Genomic DNA, 18,837 nt, shown 5'->3' with positions numbered 1-18,837 from the left:
ACGTCTGCCCCTCCACCTGTAGCGCCGCGCGGCCCCGGGCATCGCTCGGGGCGCCGGCGCGATGTCACCCCTCGGCCGACCGCGCCTGGGCGAGGACGTCTTCGATCTCCCGTGTTTCCTCGTGGTCGGGCCCGTTGACGAGGCACAGGTCCTGGTGGAGCGGTTCGAGGACGTCGATGGCGGCTTCGGTGTTTCCCTCGGTCAGGAGCAGGAACCCGATATACCGGCGCACTTCCAGCGCGGTGGTGGACGCGTCGCCCTCATCCGCGCGCACTCGCCCGAGTACCTCTCGAAGCTGCTTCAAGGCGGAGGTCGCCTGCCCGAGCTCCGCACGGCAGTAGGCGGCGAGGCGACGGCACTTCAGCGCATCCGGGCTGGCCTGGCCCCCGGTGCGCACGTAGGCGGCGGCGAGGGCGTCGAATTCGGCCAGTGCGCGCCGGGAGTCGCCGCCGACCTGCAGGATGGCCGCGCGCCGTACACGCAGCCGCAAGACACGCGGACTCTCCGAGCCAAGGAGGTCCGCCGCGGGCGTGATCACGTCCTGCAACACCTGCGCCGCCTGGCCGAAGCGCTCGTCTTCCAACAGCGCGTCGGAGTGCTCCACCGCGGCCTTGATCGCGTCCCGTAGCGCGGTGTCGGGCGCGGAGCTCGGCGACGCCGATGGACCGACCGCGGTGGGGCCGGGCACCGCAGGAGTGTCCTCGGCCCGCGGACGCGGGGCGTTCGGCCGCCGGTACATGAGGGTGGGGTCCGGGACACGGAGCAGCCGCTCATCCGACGCGGGCGGGGGTGAGCCGGGAGGTGGCAGGAAGGGCAGAAGCCGCTCGTAGACGGCGTAGGCGTCGATCGGCCGCCGCTCGGGATTCTTCCGCAGCAGTTCCAGGACCAGCCGCTCCAGTTCGGGTGGGACGTCCGCGCGCAGTTCACGGAGCGGCCGGGGCTGCGCGGACACGTGCTGCTGCCGGATATCGAACTCGTTCGCGCCGTCGAACAGGGCACGGCCGCACAGCAGCTCATGCAGGACGCAACCCAAGGCGTACAGGTCGGTCTGCGGCGTGATCGTCGCACATCGCACCTGTTCTGGGGCCATGTAGTGGGAGCTTCCCACGTAGCTCCCATCCACGGTGAGTTTCGTGACGCCCTTGCGCAGGATGGCCGCGATCCCGAAGTCGAGGACCTTGACCGTGCCGTCGTCGGCAACGTGGACGTTGTCCGGCTTGAGGTCGCGGTGGACGACGGGCACGGCGTGGGCGTGGGAGAGGACGGTGCAGACCTGCGCGGCCATGGCGGCGGCCCACGCGATGGGAAGGGGGCGGTCCGGATCGATGAACGCGCGCAGGGATACGCCTCGCACCAGTTCCATCACCAGGTAGACCTGGTCGTATGAGCTCTCCAGGACGGCGTCGTAGACCTGGGGTACGCCGTGGTGCCGGATGCGCGCGGTGACCCGGGCTTCACGCTTGAAGCGTTGGGCGAAGTGTTCGGCGGCCTCCGGCGACGTGATCTCGTCGTGGCGGATCCGCTTGACCGCCACCTCGCGGTCCAGCACGGCGTCGTAGCCGCGCCACACCGTCCCCATGCCACCGGAGCTGATCTCTTCGATCAGCTCGTAGCGTCCAGCGATCGGCTCGTCCGGCACCGTTCCCCCGACTGCGCTCGTATCGACACGTTGTGGGACAAGTGTTGCTCACGGTGAAAATAGCCCATCCAGCGCCCGGCGTGTTCGGGTTCGCCCGGCGGCGCTGGATGGGAGGGCCGTCAGGCCACGTCGTCGATGACGCCCTCCTGTTCGCGGATCAGGCGCCACGCGGCGCTGCGGGCGCTCCGGTTGAGCGAACTGCGGAAGCTCCGGTCCGCCCCGAAGTACTGGCGACCCAGCCCGGCGATGGTGTCGATGTGGTCGGCCATCTTGTCCTCGAAGACCTCGTCGAAGACGACCCCGAAGTTCTCCTGGTCGTTGTTGGCGACAGCGGCCAGCCGGACCCTGGGCTCGGCCACGGCCGCGTTGAACGGGAGGATGACGTCATGTTCCGAGAATTCCGTGCCGTGCTTCTCGTTGAACCGCTCGATCAGCTCGGAGAGCAGGGACTTCTCCGGTTCCTTCGCCCCGCCGGAGCCGTCGCCGAAGCCCGGTAGCTCCGCTGCGCCCTCGGGGGCCAGGCTCAGGTTGTGCTCGCCGGTCTTCTCCACGCGCATGTGGCTGAGGTCGATGTCGCCGACGTCGACCCCGCCGTCGGCGCGGCGCGGCAGCCGGTTGAGCAGGTGACGGCCGTAGAGGTAGAGGCGCTCCAGCTCGGCGTCCTGGTAGGGGACGATCTGCGCGAGGAAGCCGTACTTGCGGATGTAGTCGTTGAGGTCCGCCCGGAACTGCTCGGCGGTCTCGCGGTCGTACTCGTCCTCGCTGTCGATCAGGTCGGTGAACCGGGCCACCGCCGGGCCGAGGAACCGGTACAGCTCGGCGTGGAGCTTCTGCCACTTCGCCTGCGAACCCGCGGCCTTCTCCTCGGCCGCCAGGTACGCCCCGGCGAAGTCCTGCATCTCCTGGCCGACGAGGATCGGCGGGGACATGACCCGGCTCTGCGCGGTGTAGAGGAGGTTGGGGTCGGAGGGGAGCGTCTCCGCCTCCTCGAAGTACGGCCGGAAGGCCGCCTGGATGTCCTCGGCCTCGTTGACGAAGTCGAGCACCGCCAAGTCGCTCTGGGCCTTGCGCTCGGCGGTGCGGTTGAGGCGGGACAGGGTCTGCACGGCCGAGATCCCGGTCAGCTTCTTGTTGACGTACATCGTCGTCAGCAGCGGCTGGTCGAACCCGGTCTGGTACTTCTCGGCGACGACCAGAATCCGGTACTCGGGCTTTCCGGGGCCACCGGACCGGGTCGCCTTGTCATCGGCGCGGGTGTAGGCGAACGCTTTCGGCAGGGCGCTCTCCGCCAGGCCGCCGTTCTCCTTCGACTCGGTGACCTCCTCGCCCTCGTAGGTGAGGCTGCCGGAGAAGGCGACGAGCACGCCGACGCCCTGGTAGCGGCGGTCGCCGATGTACTCCTTGATGGCGCGTGCCATCTGGACCGCGCTGTGCCGCGAGGCGGTCACCACCATCGACTTGGCGCGCCCGCCGAGGCGCCCCTTGGTGTGGGCGCGGAAGTGCTCGACGATGACCTTGGCGTGCTGGGCGACGGTCGAGTCATGGGTCAGGGCGTACCGCGCGAGTAGCGGATTGGCCTTCGTCGGGTCGACCTCCCGCTCATCCGGGTTCTCGTTGACCAGCTTCCAGTAGGTGTTGTACGTGACGTAGTTGCGGAGCGGGTCGAGGATGAAGCCCTCCTCGATCGCCTGTCGCATGGAGTAGGTGTGGAAGGGCCAGTAGGCCGTCACGCCGTCGATGGTGTCCAGGGTGCCGAAGTTCTCCAGGGTCTTGGCCTTCGGCGTGGCGGTGAACGCGAAGTAGGAGAGATTCTTGGCCTGGCTGCGCTCCTCGGCCTTCTTCTTCAGCTTCGCGTCGACGGTCGTGGCGCCGTCGTCGTCGGAGTCGGCGTCCAGGCCGAGGTCGCGCAGGGCGGAGCGAACGGCGGACGCCGCGTCACCGGACTGGGAGGAGTGCGCCTCGTCGACGATGATCGCGAACCTGCTCCCGTGGATCTCCTTGGGGTCGCGCTTCAGGTAGTCGAGGAGAGCGGGGAAGGTGTGCAGGGTGACCGTGATGATCTTCCCGGAGCCCTGCGAGAGCGCCTGCGCGAGCTGCTCGGACTTGGCGCCGTGCTTCTCGTCGATCGGAACGACCAGGCCGGCGGTCTGCTCGAAGCTGCCGACGGTCTCGCGGAGCTGGGCGTCGAGGTTGCGGCGGTCGGTGATGACGATGATCTTGTCGAACACCGGGGTGCCGGGCGTGGCGCCGTCGACCGCGTCGGGGGCGGCGTGCAGGTCGCTGAGCCGGTGGGCCAGCCAGGCGATGGTGTTCGACTTGCCGGAGCCGGCCGACGCCATGACGAGGTAGTTGTTCCCGGTGCCGTGCCGAGCGGCGTGGGCGGTGAGCTTCTTGACGACGTCCCACTGGTGGTAGCGCGGGAAGATCACCGTCTTGGTGGTGGCGCCGCCCGGGGCCTTGGACCTGTGGAGGTGGACGAACCGTTCGAGGAGGTCGAGCCAGTTGTCCCGCTCCCAGATCTGCTCCCACAGGTAGGAGGTGGCGTAGGTGCCGGGGGCGGTGGGGGCGGGGTTGCCCGCGCCGCCGGGGCGGCCGGGGCCGTTCGACCCGGTGTTGAAGGGGAGGAACTGCGTCTTCGCGCCGCGGAGCTGGGTGGTGACGAAGACGAGGTCCGGGTCGACGGCGAAGTTCGCGATGACGCGGCGCGTGAAGATCGGCTCGGTCGGGTCGCGGTCCGACCGGTACTGCTGCTTGGCCTGCTCGACGCCCTGCCCGGTGAGCGGGTTCTTCAGCTCGGCGGTGGCGATCGGGATGCCGTTGAGGAGGAGAGCCAGGTCGAGCCGGTTTCCCTTGTCGGCCGGCTTCGTCGCGTATTCGAGCTCCCGGACGACGGTGAGCCGGTTGGCCCGGTAGCTGTCGAGGACCGAGTCCGAGAGGACGAGGTTGGGTTTGAAGTAGGCGACGCGGATGAGCACGCCGCGGTCCTTCACACCCTTGCGGAGGACGGTGAGCAGGCCGTCGGCGGTGATCGCCTGGTCCAACCGTCTCGCGAACCCGACCTGCGCGGCGTCGGCGTCGTTGCCGTAGAGGGCAAGGAGTTCGTCCCACTCGGCGGGCTGAGTGGCACCGATGAACGTGAACAGCTGAGCGGTATCGAGCCCGAGGTCCGGGCGGTAGTCGTGCGGGTTTCCTTCCTGCCAGCCGCGTTCCACCATGGCGGCGACGATCGCATCACCGAACGCGGACTCGTGGTGAACGGGGCTCATGACGTGATTCCCTCCGTTACGTTGCGTCCGCTCGCGGTGGAGACGTCGATCTGGCCGGTTACGGCGGCGGTGATGAGGGCTTGGCGGCGTTCGGCGAGTAGCGAAACTTGGCTGTCGAACCGTGCAGCAAGTAAATCGATATTGTCCGTGATGGCGCCGATGCGCTTGACGATCGAATTTTGTTCAGTTGTCGAAGGAAGGGGAATCTTGATTGATTGGAGATCCGGCATAAACACCGTAACGTTGGTTGTGCCGACCTGAACACTTTCGAAGTACTGGCGCATGGATCGAAGCGTATGTAGGAGGTAGTCAGGCAGCAGCGAGTTCCCGCAGGTCCAGGTGACGAAGTGCTGGCTCACTGCCATGTCAACGCCCATGACCGTAGAGAATCCAACGGATGCAGTTCGTGACAACACGACCGTTCCGGCCGGGTGCAGGCATGCCGAGGAATTTTCCATGCCAAGTTCGCTGATCTTCTGAACTGTCTCAGTTAGACGTGTCTGGCGAACATCTCGCATTCCGCCTACGTCAAAGAGCGAGATCCAAGGGATCGTGCAATCTTTCCAGTATTCTGCATGGGTCCGACTGGGAGTGTGGCCGCTTCCCAAATCGGCGACATGCTTTAGCCGCACAACCGGCCAATCATCGGGAATTTGCCGAACCCAACCTAGCATTGGGTCGTAGTGAGGCCCGGAACGATCAGCCCCCGTAACGAATGAATGGACTGTTGCCCAGCGGCGTTCATCGAGAAGTCTTCGACCGCGTTTAGCTGTGGCTGCGATTTTTTCAATTCGAGCAGTTTCGGCGTCGAGGAAGTCGGCGATGCGGCTCTGCTCTTGCAGCGGAGGAATGGGTATCGATATGCTCCCCAGGTCTGCATAGTTAATTCGAGGTGTGCGCACGTTTCCCTGGTCGGAGGATCCAATTCCGCGAAGACGTGCGGTCATCTCGGATATGAACCATTCGGACCTGAAGAGATGGTGTAGGTAGCGAGGATCTGCCGAACCTGCGGGCCTCAGGACGAGGTAGTCAGGGCTGACAATTCCGTCCTCTTTGCATACTCCGATTGCTCCTTGAAATGCACGCATCCGATTTAGAACGACGTCGCCAGTACGGCAAACTTTGTAGTTACTTAGATCTTCGGCTCGTGGCAAGTCATTAGTGATGGAGTCTCGGCGAATGACTCCTTGGTGGATCGAAACTGACAGCAGTGGAAGTTGGCTCCTGCCGACACGCTCGTCGATCGCGCGCAAGAGCCACTTCGCTCGCTGTAGAGATTCTGTGTACTTGTGCACGCTCACTCGGTCACCTCGCCCAGCAGCGCCTGAATCTCCACTTCCAGTGCCTTCAGCTCTGCGTCGATTTCTGCAAGTGGCCGGGGTGGCTCGTAGACGTAGAAGTGCCGCGTAAACGGAATCTCGTATCCGGTCTTCGTCTTGCTGTGGTCGATCCACGCATCCGGAACGTGTGGCAGGACCTCGCGCTTCAGGTAGTCCTCCACGTCTTCCTCAAGCGGCACGTTCTCAAAGTCCCGCAGCTCTGGGTCCGGTTCCGGTGAGCCCTTGACCAACTGGACCTCGCCCTCTGGATCCCGCACGCCGATCGCATCCCGCAGAGCCTTGTTGAAAGGCGCCCCCGACGGCCAGGTCAGGCCGGACGCGATCACCGCATCCTTCAGGGCGAGCCACGCCTCCTGCTTCGTCGCCCAGGACCGGACCTCCATGGCGCGCAGGGCATCGAGGAAAGCGGACGGGTTGGAAAGCTTCTGGATCGGCTTCGACGCCTCCAGCGCAGCCAGCGCCTCCTCCGTCACCTCGAAACGGAGCTTCAGCGGGCGTTCGACGGTGATCCTCCGGTAACCGAAGTCCTCGTTGCGGAAGACCTTCACCTTGCCGTGCAGGGGGTGCTCTGCATCCTCGGCGACCGCCAAGGCGTCCTCGTACAAACGCGTGATCTCAGCGATCTGGTCCGGTGCGACGTACTTCCGCTTGTCGCCCAGAGACTTGCGCATCTTCTGCCAGTAGTCGCGGGCGTCCAGCAGCACGACCTTGCCCTTGTGGTCGGGGGACTTCCGATTGGTCACGATCCAGAAGTAGGTCGAGATCCCCGTGTTGTAGAAGAGCTGGTCGGGTAGGGCGACGACGGCCTCCAGCCAGTCGTTCTCCAGGATCCACTGACGGATCCTGGACTCCCCGGACTCCGCCGCACCCGTGAACAGCGGCGAGCCGTTGAAGACGATGGCCACGCGGCTCCCGCCCTTATGGGCGGGCTTCATCTTCGAGATCATGTGCTGGAGGAACAGCAGCGAGCCGTCGTTGATCCGCGGCAGGCCGGCGCCGAAGCGGCCGGACTCGCCCAGCGACCCGTGCTCCCACTCGACGGCGTCCTTCACCTTCTTCCACTCCACGCCGAAGGGAGGGTTGGCGAGAAGGTAGTCGAACGTGGCGCTCCTGTGCCCGTCGTGGGAGAACGAGTTGCCGAAGGCGATGTTGTCCGGGTTCTGCCCCTTGATCATGAGGTCGGATCGGCAGATCGCCCAGGACTCGGGGTTGAGCTCCTGCCCGTACACCTCGACGGTCGCGTCCGGGTTCAGGGCGGTGATGTGCTCCTCGGCGGCACTCAGCATGCCGCCCGTGCCGCAGGCCGGATCCAGGACCTTGCGCACGGCGCCCGGCGTGCTGAGACCATCGGCGTCAGGGGCCACCAGCAGGTTCACCATCAGCTCGATGACCTCGCGCGGGGTGAAGTGTTCACCGGCGGTCTCGTTCGACTGCTCCGCAAACCGGCGGATGAGCTCTTCGAATACGTAACCCATCTGGTGGTTCGAGACGATCGTGACGGGTTTGCCGTCGTCTCCCCGCACCACGTTGTTGTTCTCATCCAGCAGGTAGGGGCGCAGATCCAAGTCCGCGAACTTGCCGATGACCTGGTAGAGCAGCCCGGCCCCGGCCAGGCGTCGGATCTGCTGGGCGAAATCGTACTTCTCCAGCACCTCGCGTGCGTTGCCGGAGAAGGCGGCGACGTACGCCGTCAGGTTCCGCGCGGCGTGCGTGGGGTCGTCGAGGATTCTCTTGAGCGTGTATTCGCTGGTGTTGTAGAAGTCGTGCCCGGAGGCCTTCCGCAGGAAGCGGTCGGTGTCGATCTCCTGGCCCGCGAAGTGGAGCAGTCGCGCACGGACCTTCTCCCGGGTCGGTTCGAGTACGCACTCCAGGCGCCGCAGCACCGTGAACGGAAGGATCACCTTTCCGTAGTCCGATTGCTTGTAGTCGCCGCGCAGGAGATCGGCGACGGACCAGGCGTGGTTCGCCAGCTCCGTGTGCTTACTGCTGTTCAAGGGGGTCCTTCCACTGATCGGCTGTGTTGAGGGCGGGCGGCGCCGGGGGTACGTCAAGTGTCGTCCGTCGAGGTGTTGCCGCGACAGGTTTTCAGGACATTTCGTCCTCTGGCGGCGTCAGGGCGCCGGTGGTGAGTCCGGCTCTGAGTATCCGGGTGGTCTCTTCCGCAGCCTCGGCCGCGCTTCGGGCTGCGGTGCGTACGGCGTGCAGATGGCGGAACGCCTCGCCGTAGCGCTGCTGCTCAGCGAGAGAGAGAAGGGGTACGCGGAGCCGCCGCGGGTCGATTCGGATCACGGACGTTCCAGTCGTCGCGGCGTTGACGTTCTGCTCGGCCGACAGGAACCCGGAAAGGAACCACGGGTCGAGCCGACTCTGGTCCGGGCGGAAAAGCAGAAGCTGGGGCCCGAAGAGACAGCCCTCTTCTTCGGCCGAGGCGACGCGGGCGACGTGCGGGGCACCACTGCGGACTATTTCCGGGAGCAGCACGTCACCGCGCTGGAGGTGGGGCAGCGGGACCTCGGCGTCGACGTCGGCCTCATTCCCTGATGGTGCGCGGCTGGACAGGACATCGTCGACGGTCAACACCGGCCGTTCGCTGCGCTGGGGCTTTCGGGGGCGCTGGTCCGAGCGCCCGCTCCGGGTGCGGCGACCGTGGCCGGCGGTGTACGGCACATCGAGCGCTCCGCCTCGCAGCAGGTCCGCGACCGTGGCCGTACGCCACTCGCGGGGCTTGTCCCCGGACGACTGCCACTCCCCATCCTTGAGGAGACGCATCAACTCCTCCCCCCGCGTGCGCAGACGGGCATGCGCTTCCGCTGCCTTCTGAGCGTGCTGCGCCGGGGAGGTCATGGGCGTGCCCGCGTGAACATGACGCGTCGGGGTCAGATCAATGACCTCGTCGAGGAGGTCGATCACCGCGAGTGCTCTCGCGGAACCGGGTATGCCCTCGAAGTCACCGGGATCTTCGCTGTACTGCCGCCATGCCGAAAGCACGCTTTCGCTGAGGCCGTCCCAGTCGATTCTGGGGCTGTCGGCGGACACGGAGGTACTTGCCGCATCGACGAACAGCAGGTTCTCGGCCGTGGCCTCTTGCCCCCCGGGGCGTTGCAGCACCCACAGTTGCAGGCCCACATGCAGGGGGGACGCGGCGCCTTGGGGGAGCGCGATGATCGCCCGGATCGCCCCGTCCCGGACGAGCTGAGCGCGAATCCGGCGGGCTCCGGCGCGTTCCGCGACCGCAGGCGGCATGAGAAGGACGGCCCGGCCGCCGGGCACGAGATGGGCGAGGCAGTGCTGCACCCAGGCGAGTTCGGATTCTCCCTTCGGTGGCACCCCGTACGCCCAGCGTTCGTCGTAGGCCAGCTCGTCGTGCCCCCAGTCGCGGACGCCGTACGGGGGGTTGCACAGCACGGCGTCGGCCGCGAGCTCGGGGAACGCGTCGGCGCGCAGGCTGTCCCCGACCCGCGCTGTGACGTCCACATCCGATTCCGCCGCCGTCCGAAGCCGAACGACCGTCTGCGCGGCCTGGATCTTGCGAAGATCCTGTCCGAACAGCTTGGAGGCCCCTTTGCGGCATGCCGCGGCGAGCAGAGTTCCGTTGCCGCAGGCGGGGTCGAGAACTGTGGTCGGATAGCCGCCGGTCCCGTCGCCCAGTAGGTCGGCCATGAGGTCGACAAGGGCGGGGGGCATGGCGGATGCGCCGGTGGCGCCGGCCTCCATCAGACGCTCCGCCAAGACGTCCGTGGTTGCCTCTGGCCCCTCAGAGATCACTGACCGCAGCACGGTCCGCAGCGGCTCGACGGTCCGGGAGTCGACCGCGGATGCGTCGGCACCGGGGATCTCGTCGCTCGCTGCGGCGGCGGCCGACCTGAACCATGCCAACAGTTCGTCGTCGGACCTTTTCGGCAGGGCGTCGAGCTTCTGCCGATCGAGCAGGGAGGCGGCGAGAACGCCGGCGAACAAGGCCTCGGTCTTGCCACTGCCCGTTGCCATGTGGACGACACGCAGCTTGTCTCTCGCGGACTCCTCGGGGAGCTGGCCCCGCTCGGCGAGCCACGCCCGCACCGCTTCGAGGTCATACAGGGGGCGGTTCTCCGTGCCGCCCTCCGGTGCCGGGAAGTCCGCGTGCCGACGGCGCCAGTTGCTCACGGTGGCCCGCGTGACTCCTGCCAGGCGTCCGATGTCGGCCGCGGTCACAAAGGTGTTGGCCTGCTGGCTCATGGACTCCTGCCCCCGGTTCGGATGGTGCGTGCTCCGGATGTTAACAGCATACACCGCCATTCGATCCGAGAATACTGTTTGACAACGCTTTCATGCTTCGCTCTACTGGAAGTGCTTTCATCGGCCACTTCGCGGGTCTCCCTCTTCCCCGGGCCTCCTGTGCCCAGATGCACTCTTCGAGGAAGTGACACCATGACGACCAGTACGTCCAAGCGGACCCTCTACCGACTCAGGGGCGTCGCACCGACGCCCGAGGCGATGTTCGACGCCCTCGATCCGAACCAGCTGGAGGAGATCGGCGCGGAGCTCGAATTCCCCGAGCGCCTCGCGCAGCCGGCGATCTTCGTCAGCGGCAGCTTCGAGCAGCCCGTCGCGTCCTGGTGTGGGGATGTCCTCCGCACGACGGGCTGCGAGGTGTCACGGCCGGTCAACCGCTCGGCCGGGCTGCTGATGCTGGCGGTCGACGGCGAGGTGTACGCCATCGGCTACGACCAGGGTTTCCGCCTCGTCCCCGACCGCCTGAAGGATCAGCGGTTCGGGCTGAGCTTCGCCGTCCGCCGCGTCAACCCGGACAAGATCCGTGACCTGGTCTCCCACACCCCCGGCGGCGGGCGCACCGACATCACCCTGGTTCCGGGCGGGACGTCCGTGCGGAGCCTCGGCGTGAGTGAGCACGCGCAGATCGTGCGCCGTCTCGGGGGCCAGCTGGACGGTCTGCCGCTCACCATCGCGCGCGACAACCCGGAGAAGGTGTCCAGCGTCGAAGGCGGCGTCGGCCTGTGCATGCGCCTGGGAGTCGACCCTGACGACCTGGTCGCCGATATCCGTGCGGTCGCCCGTGTCCTGAGTGAGGATGAGCCGAGCCCTGAGCTTGAGTTCGTCGAGCATGTCGTGCCCGTCAAGGACCACCGGCTCCGTGTCCGACTGGAGAGTGCCTTCGACGACATGCTCGGTCAGCCGCCCGACGGCCGCATCAGGGCGGCCGTTCCTGTCGACCACTGGGCCGACTACACGGCGGCCAGGGCGTTCACCGCCCGGATCAACAGCTATGCGGCGGGAACCCCGACAGATGACTTCGACCTGCCCTACGTCCTCGACCGGGCCCGCGTCCAGCGCAGCGGGAGTCGAGTGAAGGCCCTGCGGGAGGGGGCGGTCACCCTCTACCGGAGCAGTAGTGCCGACAAGCGTGACGTCATCCGGACCTCCAAGGCACTGAAGTGGATCGAGGCGGAGGTACCGCTCGGCTCCCGGCGGTTCTTCCTGACGGACGGGTGCTGGTACGAGATCGACCAGGAGTACCTGACGGCGCTCCGTGCGCACGTCGAGCGGCTGATCACCACCTCTCCCTCCGTCGACCTGCCCCCGTGGGTGCTCAGCGATGAGGAGCGCGACTACAACAGGTCGGTCGCGCGCAAGCGCCCCGGGTACATCTGCTTCGATCGGGACAACGTCAAGACCTCCCTGCACAGCCACAACGGCGTCGAGATCTGCGACCTGCTGACCCCGGACGACGTTCTGGTGATGGTGAAACGCGCCAAGGGGTCCGACGCGCTGAGCCACCTCTTCAGCCAGGGGCTCGTGGCCGTGCAGACGCTGGAGCACTCCCCGGAGGCGAGGGAGCAGTTCGTGGCGAAGGTGGCCGCGGCCCGGAAGGGGGAAGCGTCGACCGAGGACTTCCAGCCGTCGAAGGTCGTCTTCGCGATCCTGCTGAAGCGCGGCACTGAGCTCACGGCCGACACGCTGTTTCCATTCTCGCAGGTCACCTTGGTCCAGACGGCCCGGCTGTTGGAGACACGGAACATCAAGGTCGAGGTGGTCGGTATCGCGGGCGCCGAGAGCGGACCCGCCTCGGCAGCTGCCTAGCCCTTTGCTGGCCCTTCCGCGATGACCATGGCAAACGGCGGGACGAAACCGACAGGATTGACGCCTTTCGCCATGGTCATCGCTCCATGGGTCGGCGTCCGCTTCCGGCCATTGCGGGCTTGACGGCTTCCCCTTATTGGTCCCGATAGATAGGTTCGCGTTGGCTGAATCCGTCACACCGTGCAATCGGCAGCCAACGGAAACGTTGCGGCGGTCCCGCCGACGCGCCGAGGCACGCCCGACGACGATCGGTACCCCCTACCTACGCCGAGGCGAGGCGATGAAGTTCGAGATGATCGACCCTCCGGACTGGGACGATGAGTCGCCGGTGGCCGAGGAGGACGAAGCCGCGCCGGCCCCTGTCCGGCCCGCGGCCGCGGCACTCACCCCCGTGACGCTGCCCGACCCGAAGGCGAACGGCCATCTCAAAGCGGTCGCCGACGAGATGGCCGCACAGGCGAGGGGCGTCATCACCCCGCTGTCCGAAACCCTGCGGCGCCTCGAACTCCGGGTCATGGAGGAGGTCCAGGCCGAGTCGGGCGCGCCCCTGCCCGACGCTGGGGCGGACCCGTCGCTGGTGCTCCGCCCCGAGAAGTTCCGCCGCGCGGGCGGCGCAGCCCCCACTCAGGCGGATCGAGAAGACGCTGCGCGAACCGGCGAGGGTGGTGAGAGCGCCTGAGTTCGTGGGACATCGAGCCGGCGGGCGTCAACTCCGTCCTGCAGGCGGTAGGGAAGATGATCGGTGGCGAGGGCGGCGGAGACGGCCTGGTCGGGACCACGGCCAGCGTCACCCAGGACCTGCAGTACGCCTCCAGCTGCTCCAACAGCGGACCGGTCAGCTACGCCCTCGGTGGGTTCCTCGAAGCCTTCGCCCCCAAGATGCACGGGATGGCGGCCAAGAGCGGGGGCGCGGTCATCGGGTGCGGCGAGGCGACCCGCGCCTACCTTGACGGCGATACGGAGATGGCGGCCGAAGCCCAGTCCAGCGCGCGGCACGTCGGCGACCTCGGCCTCTAGCTCCCGCCCCGAGCCCCCCGTTACCCCCCACCCCCGTGAGGACGAGGACCCCCCGTGATTCCGGATCCCACCCCCGGCCCGGCTGTGGGCAGCATCGGGCTGGACGGCGCCAGCCTGATCGTCCCCGAAGCGATCCCCATGCCCGGTGTGGCGGTCGAGGAACTGCACTCGACCGCCCGGGGCATACGCGGCGACGGCCAGGAACTGGCCGACACCGGGCACAGCATCCGCCACACCTGGCAGATCCTGCAGAACTTCTACCGGGCCCCGGAGGCGGGCGAGCTGTTCGCCGCGACCGACCCGGTGGCCGACCGTGGTGAGGAGGTCAACGACGCCCTGTCCACCGTGGCCTCCGCCCTGGCCGCCTTCGCCGATGCTGCTGAGCGGATCACGAACCGGCTGAGGAAGATCAAGGCGGCAGCCGAGGTCTTCGTCGCCGAGGCCGGGGAGGACTGGCAGAAAGATCCAGAGAAAGTCGGCCGGAACCTGAGGTTCAAGGCCGATGTCAACAAGGCGATCGCCGAGTACCAGGACGCCGAGCGCGACTGCGCCAACAAGATCACCGACCTCTACGACGGCCCCACCTTCGTCCCCGACACCGGTAAACCGGTCGGCGACGGCCAGCTCGCCTACGGAATGGACGACCGCTCGCCCGATACCCGGGTGCAGATCGAGGACGCCTGGGGTGCGGTGCGTGCAGTCGACAAACCCTGGTGGGGCGACATCATCGACGCTCAGATGGACATGGGGGTCGGGGCGCTGGTCGAGCAACTCGTGTGGTCGACCGGGGCTATCGGCGAGCACGGCCGAGCCCGGTCACTGGGCGACATGCTGGACAACGCCATCGACTATCAGATCGCGGGGTTCCAGGGCCGGGCACAGCTGATCGGTGTGTCCTTCGACGAGAACTGGAGGCCGTCATGGGCGTTGGGCACGGCAGGTGACGCCTGGGGGGCGGTCGTCAATGGGTTCACCGCCTGGGATCAGCGTCACGACCGTCCCGCGTACACCGCCTACACCACGCTCGGCAATACGTTGCCGCTGCTGGTGGGTGGCGGCGTCGGGGCTGCGCGAACCGCAACGCAAGCGACGGCGAAGGTGGGGCAGCTTGCCCGCGGTCTGCGAGGGGGCAACGGAGAGAAGGGGACGACTGGCTCCCACAGCTCGAACAGCCCCCACAACCCCCGGACACCCGCCCACAGTCAGGGGAACGCCTCGGCTGACCCCACGACCCGCCAGCTGCAGGAGGAGGTCGACAAGTTCCAGCAGCTCGCCGACAAGCTCGGCAGCTACGACAAGGCCTTCGCCCAGTGGGAAAAGTCGAAGACTCCCGCCCTCGAACCCGTCGGAGCCGGAGCCCGCGGGGGCGATCCGTCGCCCACCGCTTCAGCTGGAAACGGCGGTGAACCCCCGCCCAGGTCGGGCGGTGGGTCCAACATGGACGCGCCTAACAGTTCGCAGTCAGGCGCGCGGGGATCTTCGTCTCCCACTTCGCTTCCAACGGGTGAGCCGAAGGGCGGTACGGCTGGCGGACGGGGAAGTGACCCGATGGGAGGTGAATCCCCACACTGGAGGGGGAACAGTCCTCGCAATCACGCTCCATCTGAAAAATCTCCGGATTACGATGGAGAGCAAAGATCTCGTGGGGCGGACGCCGCGCCCGCTGATCGGCACAAGTCAGAGAACACAGACCGAAATCAGGCGGAAGATCTTTCGACCCGTGAATCGAAGCCTGAGGAGGCGAGCAGGCCTCATTCTATAACCGGGGGCGAATCTCAAGCACGCCCCGAAGGACTTGGTGACGGGGCTGGAACTTCTCGTTCTGATGGGAACAGTTTCGGTGAGCGCCCCAGCGCTCTGGAAGTCCTCACCTCGAAGGATGCGCCGAAGGGCGATGGAACTCCTGGGGCTGTGAATCGCGACATCGACGGCCTCGTGAAAGACGGCCCCCTTGGCGATGACTTCAAGCGCGATGTGGTCCAGCATCCGAAAAGTAAGTTCGGGCAGCATGAATGGGAGATCGCTCGGCTTCGCGCTGACGAGGGTAGGCACGTGACTGGAATCAAGGAAAGTGGTATTGATGGCGTTAAGAATATGGATGTACGCGAGAGGTCCGGGCCAGATGATCCGGGGCGGCTAGTAGAGTACAAGACTGTGCAAGGAGAAAGTAATAATGCGATCGAACAGCAGATTCGCAACGCCCTAAAGAAATTCAAGCAAGATACAGATTCTCCCGTAACTGGTGGCGACATTGTCATCGATGGCCGGGATAAAGCGGCCACCGAGAACGCACTCAAAGGCATGGAGGGTCGACTCGGAAGGGATCTCAAATCGGGTGGGGGTAGAGTTGGAAGAGTTGGTCGAATGTACTTCTATACCAAGGACGGGGATGTTCTGATATATGAGGATGGGGTAATATACAAGAACGGTGTGGGGATGCGTGAGTGGAGGGGGGAATCGTGGCATACGATGTAAGCATATTTCTTCGCGGGGCGCGAGGGATTGTGGGCTTGGCGGACGTCGCTGCAGCAGCATGTCGGGCAAATCTCTATTGGGTGACGTCTGATAGCGCTTTCTTTACATCCAGGCTCGGAGGGGAAGGGCGAGATCCAGGTCTGGGGGAATTCACGGTTTGTCTCACTGACCTGGGTGAGAGTGGAGATCCGGGTATGCACTCGGGCACGGCTCTTGAGGGCTATGACTATGAGATATCTATCGAACTTCGCGGATTCCCGGATGCAAGTTATGACGAGCTGGATGGGATCGGATTTCGGGAGTTTGAGAAGATTTCCGAACTTGGACTGCCAGCTAGTTATCTCGTGAGAGACGATCAACTTCACTCTTCATACCTTCCTGGGCGGGGGATTCGTCGGTTTGTTCCGACGGTGGCTGTGGAAGACGAGAAAGCAAGAGAGGAAGTAGCGGATCAGCTGAAGCGAGCTCGTTCGCCCTTGCCTCAGACTTCACTGGGAACAGACGTTTTTCTCCGTATCTATTCGGTTGGCGAGGCGGTAGCTGTTGAGCGAATATCTCAAGACAAAGGTGAGGCGACACTGCTTCCCCTCTGCTTTATCAGGAGAGACCTAGTAACCGCCGATCTGCTCGGCGCTGTGGTCTGTCAAACGGCGAGCCGGTCCCATCTGGAGAGGTATCCACGGAAGTCGTTCAAAGAAACATCAGAACTACTTCTCTCTGTGGTTGGTGAAACCGCAGAGGATCTTTCCAGGAACACGGAGTGTCTGTTAGTCCAGATTCGTGGAGGAGAAATTACTGTATTTGACATTCCTGTATCGGTGGAGGGGGAGGAGTTCGCGCTTCCTCGATTAATCCAGCGAGAAGCACCACTCCAGCGGAGCACTCTTCCTGCAGCAACAGCGGAAGTTGGAGATCTCTTGCTCTCCGCCCTGGAGAGGATAAGAGGATGAGGTGTGTGGATTAATGCCCGAAGGAAGGGGTCAGGGGACAAAAATCCACGTTGGAGAATCCGAGGAGTGCCAGCTAATTGGAGGAAACGAACTTTCTGGTTGGTTCGCGCAAAACGGAGCCCCAAATGTGAAAGTCGTACATCTTGAGTAGGTGGAGAGTGCGGCAGATAAAGTGAGAAGTTCGGAATGAGGTGTGTCCGCGCGCCCTCTGCGGATTGGTGGGGCAGAGGGCGCGCGGGTGGAAGGGTCAGGTCGACGACGGGTGCGGTCGTGACGGGCGGCCTGCTCGGGCGGGTGGGTTTTCGAGGTCGTGGACGAAGGCTTCGATGCTGTCGTGGATGACGGTGGGGGCGTGGTCGGCGTCGGGGTCTCGTGCTGTGGCGATCCAGAGGCTCTTGGTGCGACGGATCGACCAGCGGTGGCCGTAGTGCTTGTGGAGCAGCCGGAGGAGTGGGTCGTCCCTGGTCGTCATCACCCTGTGCCCCCGTCCAGTCGGTTGAGGAGGCGGGCGGCCTGGGTGCGGGTGAGGCCGCATTCGTGGATGAGGGCGCGGTGGGCTTCGCCGCGTGGGGCGCGGAGGCGGATGAGGCGACCGCTGCGCTCGCGGATGGTGAAGCGCTGGAGGAGCGGGAGCCGCGGGTCGTAGGTGACGGCGATGCCGCTGAGCGCGGCGCGGGTGACGGGGGACGTCATCGCTCTGCCTCCGAGGAGGAGGGGGAGGCAAGGGACGCGGCGAACCGCCGGAACCGGTCGGCGTCGATGGCGCGGTGATGTTCCAGAACCCTGATGTAGGGCCGGATGCGGTTGGCTGATCGGGTTCGGGCACAGCTAGGCTGCTGCATGTCGATCTCCTTGGTAGATCGGCCGTGCCCCGGGAGTGTTCGCGCACTCGCCGGGGTCTGTCGTTTGTCGATGTTCTCTTCACGATAACTGAACTGGTAGCGCTACGTACAGATACGTAGCTCTTACATTCTCTTGGTGTAGACACTTCTAGCGTCGTGACCATGGAGTTCGGCCCTGATGACCAGATCGACTACGACGGCCCGGTGACTCCGTACCGGCAGCTGGCGGAGATCCTGCGCGCTCGCATCGCCCGCGGTGACTGGGCGCCGAACCGCGCGATTCCCTCCGAGGCGCGCCTCGTGCAGGAGTACGGGCCAGCCCGGACCACCGTCCGGCGTGCGATCAAGGTCCTTGTTGAGGACGGTGTCTTGTTCGTCGTCCCGCAACGCGGCACCTTTGTTGCCAAGCGTTCAGCTGACAACCGTCCAGGCGAAGCTGGCCAGGAGTCATAGAGTCCCCTTGTCCCCCGCTTCCTGTGCCTCGGAAGGGGCCATCGTGATCGACGACTGGGATCCAACGCGTCCGAAGTGGGAGCAGATAGCCGACGTGCTCAGGGCACGCATCGCGTCCGGCACATACCCGCCGCAGCATCTGGTGTCCGAGGTCCGGCTGGAGCAGGAGTTCGGCGTTGCCAGGATGACGGCACGGAAGGCCGTGCGGGCGCTGAGAGAAGAGGGATTACTGATCACGAGACCGGGCATGGGGTCGTTCGTCTCGCGGAGGCATGAGTTAGTGAAGCAGCCCGACGGCGACTGATGGGACGCCGGGCGGCAGTACGAGCAACACGGTCTCAGGCAACGGCCCGGCCAGACGCCGCGAGGCGACGCTACAGATCCCGTAACCAGCCCGCTGTCTCACTTGATTTGACACCTACCGTCGTATGAGTCAGACGTCGGCGAGGCGTGCTCGCGCGAGCATGTCCCCGATGTCCTGGCTCTCCTCGTGGTCCGGGACATCGATCAGGCACAGGTCCTGGTACAGGGGTTCGACGATGTCGTTTGCGGTTTCGGCTGCCGGTGACGCTCATCAGCAACGTCCGGACACCTGTTTGCCATGGCTGTCGATCGGCACTCGTGACAGGCGGGAGAACACCAGGCTGTCGGTCAGAGCAGCCCCGTCGCATATGAACGTTGCCACACGCAGGCTTCTGAACAGGAGCGCGCTGCGTTGTCGAAAGCCGCGCGACACCCGTGCTCACGGGCGCCTTCCGAGACGAAGCAGCATCATCG

Annotated in this window: 14 protein-coding genes; 7 read left to right on the top strand and 7 right to left on the bottom strand. The window is 65.6% G+C overall.

Going from position 1 to position 18,837, the window contains the following annotated elements; translation table 11 throughout:
* Positions 1 to 64 precede the first annotated feature (64 nt).
* From HNR23_RS21975 to HNR23_RS21955, 5 genes are all read right to left on the bottom strand, one after another.
* Positions 65 to 1,639 (bottom strand): protein kinase domain-containing protein, encoded by a 1,575-nt coding sequence (locus HNR23_RS21975; protein WP_184078312.1) that lies wholly within the window; start codon positions 1,637 to 1,639, stop codon positions 65 to 67.
* Positions 1,640 to 1,758: 119 nt separating this feature from the next.
* Positions 1,759 to 4,905 (bottom strand): type I restriction endonuclease subunit R, encoded by a 3,147-nt coding sequence (locus HNR23_RS21970; protein ID WP_184078311.1) that lies wholly within the window; start codon positions 4,903 to 4,905, stop codon positions 1,759 to 1,761.
* Positions 4,902 to 5,852 carry a restriction endonuclease subunit S gene (locus HNR23_RS21965; RefSeq protein WP_184078309.1) on the bottom strand — a complete coding sequence of 317 codons (951 nt, stop codon included), beginning with the start codon at positions 5,850 to 5,852 and terminating at the stop codon, positions 4,902 to 4,904. Before HNR23_RS21965 ends, HNR23_RS21970 begins: the two co-directional genes overlap by 4 nt.
* 350 nt (positions 5,853 to 6,202) lie before the next feature.
* Positions 6,203 to 8,239 (bottom strand): type I restriction-modification system subunit M, encoded by a 2,037-nt coding sequence (locus HNR23_RS21960; protein WP_184078307.1) that lies wholly within the window; start codon positions 8,237 to 8,239, stop codon positions 6,203 to 6,205.
* A 91-nt stretch (positions 8,240 to 8,330) separates the two neighbouring features.
* Positions 8,331 to 10,460, bottom strand: a complete 2,130-nt coding sequence (locus HNR23_RS21955; protein ID WP_184078305.1) for an N-6 DNA methylase — start codon at positions 10,458 to 10,460, stop codon at positions 8,331 to 8,333.
* A 192-nt stretch (positions 10,461 to 10,652) separates the two neighbouring features.
* Here HNR23_RS21955 and HNR23_RS21950 point away from each other — a divergent pair, with 192 nt between their 5' ends.
* The 5 genes from HNR23_RS21950 to HNR23_RS21930 all read left to right on the top strand — a co-directional run bounded on the left by HNR23_RS21950 (position 10,653) and on the right by HNR23_RS21930 (position 16,765).
* Positions 10,653 to 12,323 (top strand): TIGR04141 family sporadically distributed protein, encoded by a 1,671-nt coding sequence (locus HNR23_RS21950; protein WP_184078303.1) that lies wholly within the window; start codon positions 10,653 to 10,655, stop codon positions 12,321 to 12,323.
* A gap of 280 nt (positions 12,324 to 12,603) precedes the next feature.
* Positions 12,604 to 13,002, top strand: coding sequence for a hypothetical protein (locus HNR23_RS21945; protein ID WP_184078301.1), 399 nt, complete (start codon positions 12,604 to 12,606; stop codon positions 13,000 to 13,002).
* Entirely contained in the window at positions 12,999 to 13,340 is a 342-nt protein-coding gene (locus HNR23_RS21940; protein ID WP_184080708.1) for a DUF6507 family protein, read from the top strand. The genes HNR23_RS21945 and HNR23_RS21940 overlap by 4 nt, the downstream gene beginning before the upstream one ends.
* Before the next feature lie 54 nt (positions 13,341 to 13,394).
* Positions 13,395 to 15,815, top strand: a complete 2,421-nt coding sequence (locus tag HNR23_RS21935; protein WP_184078299.1) for a hypothetical protein — start codon at positions 13,395 to 13,397, stop codon at positions 15,813 to 15,815.
* A gap of 194 nt (positions 15,816 to 16,009) precedes the next feature.
* Positions 16,010 to 16,765: a hypothetical protein gene (locus tag HNR23_RS21930; RefSeq protein WP_184078297.1), complete on the top strand. Its 756-nt coding sequence runs from the start codon at positions 16,010 to 16,012 to the stop codon at positions 16,763 to 16,765.
* 247 nt (positions 16,766 to 17,012) lie between these two features.
* Here HNR23_RS21930 and HNR23_RS21925 read toward each other — a convergent pair whose 3' ends face one another.
* Both HNR23_RS21925 and HNR23_RS21920 read right to left on the bottom strand, forming a co-directional pair.
* On the bottom strand, positions 17,013 to 17,237 hold the full coding sequence (locus tag HNR23_RS21925) for a hypothetical protein (RefSeq protein ID WP_221308214.1): 225 nt from the start codon (positions 17,235 to 17,237) through the stop codon (positions 17,013 to 17,015).
* Positions 17,237 to 17,458, bottom strand: a complete 222-nt coding sequence (locus HNR23_RS21920; protein WP_184078293.1) for a hypothetical protein — start codon at positions 17,456 to 17,458, stop codon at positions 17,237 to 17,239. Before HNR23_RS21920 ends, HNR23_RS21925 begins: the two co-directional genes overlap by 1 nt.
* Positions 17,459 to 17,769: 311 nt before the next feature.
* Between HNR23_RS21920 and HNR23_RS21915 the strand changes: the two genes are divergently transcribed.
* Together HNR23_RS21915 and HNR23_RS21910 are read left to right on the top strand one after the other, a co-directional pair.
* Positions 17,770 to 18,060 carry a GntR family transcriptional regulator gene (locus tag HNR23_RS21915; protein WP_184078291.1) on the top strand — a complete coding sequence of 97 codons (291 nt, stop codon included), beginning with the start codon at positions 17,770 to 17,772 and terminating at the stop codon, positions 18,058 to 18,060.
* Positions 18,061 to 18,103: 43 nt separating this feature from the next.
* The gene (locus HNR23_RS21910) at positions 18,104 to 18,364 is read left to right on the top strand and encodes a GntR family transcriptional regulator (protein ID WP_343070659.1); all 261 of its coding nucleotides are present in this window, start codon (positions 18,104 to 18,106) and stop codon (positions 18,362 to 18,364) included.
* Positions 18,365 to 18,837: the final 473 nt, after the last annotated feature.

The organism is Nocardiopsis mwathae, assembly GCF_014201195.1.
Classification (GTDB): domain Bacteria; phylum Actinomycetota; class Actinomycetes; order Streptosporangiales; family Streptosporangiaceae; genus Nocardiopsis_C; species Nocardiopsis_C mwathae.
The sequence above is the reverse complement of the archived record's forward strand: the minus strand, read 5'-3'. Positions and strand labels throughout refer to the sequence as shown.

What these genes read in the sequence shown, in the direction of transcription:
- HNR23_RS21970 (WP_184078311.1), bottom strand. Translation starts at nt 4,905, where the DNA reads ATGAGCCCCGTTCACCACGAGTCCGCGTTCGGTGATGCGATCGTCGCC.
- HNR23_RS21965 (WP_184078309.1), bottom strand. Translation starts at nt 5,852, where the DNA reads ATGACCGCACGTCTTCGCGGAATTGGATCCTCCGACCAGGGAAACGTG.
- HNR23_RS21955 (WP_184078305.1), bottom strand. Translation starts at nt 10,460, where the DNA reads ATGAGCCAGCAGGCCAACACCTTTGTGACCGCGGCCGACATCGGACGC.
- HNR23_RS21950 (WP_184078303.1), top strand. Translation starts at nt 10,653, where the DNA reads ATGACGACCAGTACGTCCAAGCGGACCCTCTACCGACTCAGGGGCGTC.
- HNR23_RS21945 (WP_184078301.1), top strand. Translation starts at nt 12,604, where the DNA reads ATGAAGTTCGAGATGATCGACCCTCCGGACTGGGACGATGAGTCGCCG.
- HNR23_RS21930 (WP_184078297.1), top strand. Translation starts at nt 16,010, where the DNA reads ATGCACTCGGGCACGGCTCTTGAGGGCTATGACTATGAGATATCTATC.
- HNR23_RS21925 (WP_221308214.1), bottom strand. Translation starts at nt 17,237, where the DNA reads ATGACGACCAGGGACGACCCACTCCTCCGGCTGCTCCACAAGCACTAC.
- HNR23_RS21920 (WP_184078293.1), bottom strand. Translation starts at nt 17,458, where the DNA reads ATGACGTCCCCCGTCACCCGCGCCGCGCTCAGCGGCATCGCCGTCACC.
- HNR23_RS21915 (WP_184078291.1), top strand. Translation starts at nt 17,770, where the DNA reads ATGGAGTTCGGCCCTGATGACCAGATCGACTACGACGGCCCGGTGACT.